Here is a 3655-nt window from a genome sequence, read left to right on the forward strand (position 1 = left end):
CGGCGGTGCTGGTGTTCTTCGCTCGCACGCGGGTGGACCGGCGGCGGTGGAACACGGTGGTCGCTCCGGCGCTGGGTGGGGTGGGTCTGGTGGGGGTGCTGGTCGCGGTGCTGTCGAACTTCACCACCTTGATCGGGGGGTCGTCGGCGCTGGCGTGGTCGTTCGTCGCTCTGGTGGTGCTGGCCTTCGCCGCCGGGTCCGCCTTGTCGGCCCGGCCGAGGCTGGAGCCCACCACGTGCACGGCGACGGCCGCTCACCTCGACCTCCGGTCGTGAGCCCGGCCGCCGCCGTCCACGTGGTGGCCGGCGCCGTCGGCCTGCTGGCGGCGCTCACCGCCTTGGTGGGGCAGTGGCGCTCCGGTGTCCTGCACCGCGTCTCGCACCTGGTGATGGTGGCCGCCATGGCCCTCGGCCCGACCGCGGCACTGGGGTTCGCGGCACCGGCGGCCGCGTCGTTGCTGCTCGTCGTCCTCGCCTGGGTCACGGCCTGGGCGGGGGCGGCGACGACCCGGCGGGCGGGCGGTTCCTCGCCCCTGCCGCTGGACCTGCTCGCGACCAGCGCACTGCTCCTGCTGATGCCCCCGGTCGCCCCGGCCGGACCCGTCGCGCTCTCCGGGCACGTGCACGCCACCGGCGGGGACTTCGCCCCCGTGCTGTCCCTGACCCTCGCCACGGCCTGGTTGCTGATCGCCTTCCTGCGCTGCCGCCCACGCACGCCGGCCGGAGCGGCCACGACCGGCGGCTCCGCAGCGGTGACGACCTTGCCGCACCTGTGCACGGCCGGGATGGCCGGCAGCATGCTGCTCATGGCCGCGGTCTCCCTCTGAACCGGGCGGTCCGCCTCCACGTGGGGTGACGAGACCCCTCACCTCCTCGATCACCGGCGAGGAACGGACATCGGTGGACACCGTGCCCTCGACGGGCGGTGCCCATCCGCCGGGCCGGGCCAGGACGGACGCCCACGACGCTCACGTCATCGCCGACGTCCCTCTTCTGCACGTCCACCCCGCGCCGGCACGACTGCCGGGCAGGCACCTCGACCGTGCTCGGTGACCCGCAGATCGCGGGCACCGTGTCCGGTGTCCTCCCTCACGCCACGGTGCCGGTCCGCTCCCAGCACCGCGGACAGGAACCAGCGTTCTCTCCAGTGCACGCCTCCGGCTGTCCGGCCCGGACGTGGAAAGGCGCCCCGCCCGTGACCCGGGCGGGGCGCCTGCTCAGAACGCTGTCAGTGACAGCTGGGGGCCTGGTCCGCGCCGTGGGCGGAGCGGTTGGCCGGGACGTCGAGCGTGGGGTTGCGGTCGAAGAACCCGTGGGGCTTGAGCTTGAAGCCGGTGTAGTCCACGGGCATGATCGGCCAGTCCTCCGTGCGCGGGAAGTGCGTCAGGCCGAAGGTGTGCCACACGACGATGTCCTGCCCGTCGATGTCCCGGTCGGCCTGGACGTAGGACGGCAGGCCGTTGCCGCCGGGGTTCTGGTTGACGAGCCGGCCCGAGGCCCACATCTCGTCGCGGTCGTAGCGGCTGACCCACAGGTGGTGGGCGGCGAACCCGGCACGTTCCTGGACCGAGGAACCCGGCGCGGCCAGCAGCGTCGGCTGGCCCTCGGGGTAGAGGACGAAGCTCGTGTTCTCCCCCAGCCGGTTCGTGTGCTCGGTGCTGCTGATCCGCCACACGCGGCCCTTGCCGTTGTCGGCGTCGCGCACGGCGTCGAGCTCGGTGCTGAAGCGGGTGATGGTCCGGCCGATGGCGTTGCCCACGGGGTTGTCCGGGCCCATCGCCACGACGGCGGCGGTGTCGATCTCGTCGACGGCGTTGCGGTGCCCGTCGACGGTCATGTCCAGACGCGCGCAGAACATGTGCTGGTGCACGGGAGCGCCCAGGCCCGGAGCCAGTTCCGTGGCGTACGGGTAGTCGCCGCCGGGGTGCCCGGAGGTGAAGACGATGCCCGTGGCCTTCGACTCCAGCTGGATCGTGCCGTCGAGGTACAGGTGCCAGTAGAACCCGTAGTCGTAGTTCCCGACGGTCACGAAGAACGAGATGACCAGGCGGCGCTGACGGCGGGTCTCGCTGCTGCCGGAGAACGCGTCGGTGTGCTTCCAGAGGATGCCGTAGTCCTCCTCGTGGATGCAGATCGCGTTGGGGATGGCCCGCGGGCGGCCGTGGTCGTCGGCGACGACCGCGTCCACGTACGTGATCTCACCCAGGCAGTCGCAGCCGAGTTCCAGCGGGTTGGCCAGCCGGCCGAACTGGTACTCGCCGACGTCGAAGTAGTTCTGCCAGGAGTGGGTGGGCGTCGGGTCGCCGTAGTTGACGACCATCTCGGAGATGGAGGCGCGGTGCAGGACCGGGCGCACCCGGCTCGTGCCGGTCCGGTGGTCGGTGTCGGTGAACTTCAGGTCGTGCAGGGTCAGCCCCTCGCGGCCGTTGAAGCCGACGCGCACGGACCAGTTCTGCCACTCCAGGACGCCGTCCTCGAGGGTGAACGAGACGCCCTCGGGCTGGGTGATGTGGATCGGGCGCAGCGTCGTGCGCTCGGGGCCGCGGACCTCGGGGTCCAGGTAGTCCCCGGACTCCTGCGGGACGTGGGTGACGTCGGTGGTGATGACCTTCAGGACGCGCTCGTTGGTGATGTCCACGCGCGCGACGACGCCGTCGACGGGGTGCGCCCAGACCGAGTCGGTCGGGTACTCCTGCCAGAAGGCCAGGACGCGCGCGGCGCGGATGCCGACCTCGTCCTCGAAGCCGAAGGAACCGGCCGACAGGGCGACGGTGCAGACCTTGTCCAGGTCGGTGATGCCGCGGTCGGCCAGGGCCTGGCGCCACCCGGCGTCGGCCTTCACGACGCGGTCGGCGATCTCGAAGACGTCGTCGAGGGAGGGGATGGTGCCCTCGGTGGCGGTGTCCACGACGCGGTTCGCGACGATCCGCGCCGCGTCGAGGTCGACGACGACGTCGCGCACGACGGCGGTGTCGAGGTCGATGAGCACGGCCTCCACCTCGCGCGGCAGCGCGCAGGGGTCCGCCGCGGCGGCCAGGTCGTCCTTGTGCGGTTCGCGCACCGAGACGTAGGAGTAGCGCACCGTCGGACCGCCCAGACCGGCGTCCTCGACGACCGTGCGCAGGGCGTCGATCTCGAGGGGGGTCAGGGGGGCGAGGGGGTGCGAGCGGGGGCGGTCGTGCACGGGGTCCGACACCGTGGCCGTCTCGGTGCCGGCGCGGACGCCGCCCTCGACTTCGGCGATCGACATTGATTCTCCTCGGATCTTGAGCGCGTGCTCGACAACGAGGTGATGAGCATGACAACCAGATGACGTGGAGGCAACCCTCCGCGACTAAGGGTTTCGAGGGGGTGGTGGACGCCAGGTCAGCGGGACGGGTCGGCGGAGGTGGTGCGCCAGGGGTCCAGGCAGGCCCGGCACAGGGTCAGCGGCCGTTCCGCACCCCCCAGGACGGTGCCCGCCACGCTCTCCAGCTGCAGGGCCACCACCAGCAGGACCAGCTGCGAGGCCACCTGCTCCGTGGGCGTCGAGGGCAGCAGGTCGCCGTCGTGGGGGGGGGGGGGGGGGGGGGGGGGGGGGGGGGGGGGGGGGGGGGGGGGGGGGGGGGGGGGGGGGGGGGGGGGGGGGGGGGGGGGGGGGGGGGGGGGGGGGGGGG

The 3655-nt window shown here is 72.9% G+C and carries 3 protein-coding genes and 1 pseudogene; 2 read left to right on the plus strand and 2 right to left on the minus strand.

Translation table 11 applies throughout. The features are described from left to right. Both ACRYRX_RS22500 and ACRYRX_RS22505 read left to right on the plus strand, forming a co-directional pair. A pseudogene (locus tag ACRYRX_RS22500) lies at nucleotides 1–275 on the plus strand (amino acid transporter); the annotation flags it as partial. Continuing rightward, on the plus strand, nucleotides 272–826 hold the full coding sequence (locus ACRYRX_RS22505; protein ID WP_432515433.1) for a hypothetical protein: 555 nt from the start codon (nucleotides 272–274) through the stop codon (nucleotides 824–826). The pseudogene ACRYRX_RS22500 and the gene ACRYRX_RS22505, both read left to right, overlap by 4 nt. 401 nt (nucleotides 827–1227) lie before the next feature. Here the strand turns inward: ACRYRX_RS22505 and ACRYRX_RS22510 are convergent, their stop codons facing one another. Together ACRYRX_RS22510 and ACRYRX_RS22515 are read right to left on the minus strand one after the other, a co-directional pair. Next, complete coding sequence (locus ACRYRX_RS22510; protein WP_432515434.1) at nucleotides 1228–3249, minus strand: primary-amine oxidase; 2022 nt, start codon at nucleotides 3247–3249, stop codon at nucleotides 1228–1230. Between the two features lie 116 nt (nucleotides 3250–3365). Beyond that, nucleotides 3366–3512 (minus strand): hypothetical protein, encoded by a 147-nt coding sequence (locus tag ACRYRX_RS22515; RefSeq protein ID WP_432515435.1) that lies wholly within the window; start codon nucleotides 3510–3512, stop codon nucleotides 3366–3368. Between the last annotated feature and the right edge of the window lie 143 nt (nucleotides 3513–3655).

It is taken from the genome of Kineococcus lubricus, from assembly GCF_050871965.1.
GTDB lineage: Bacteria > Actinomycetota > Actinomycetes > Actinomycetales > Kineococcaceae > Kineococcus.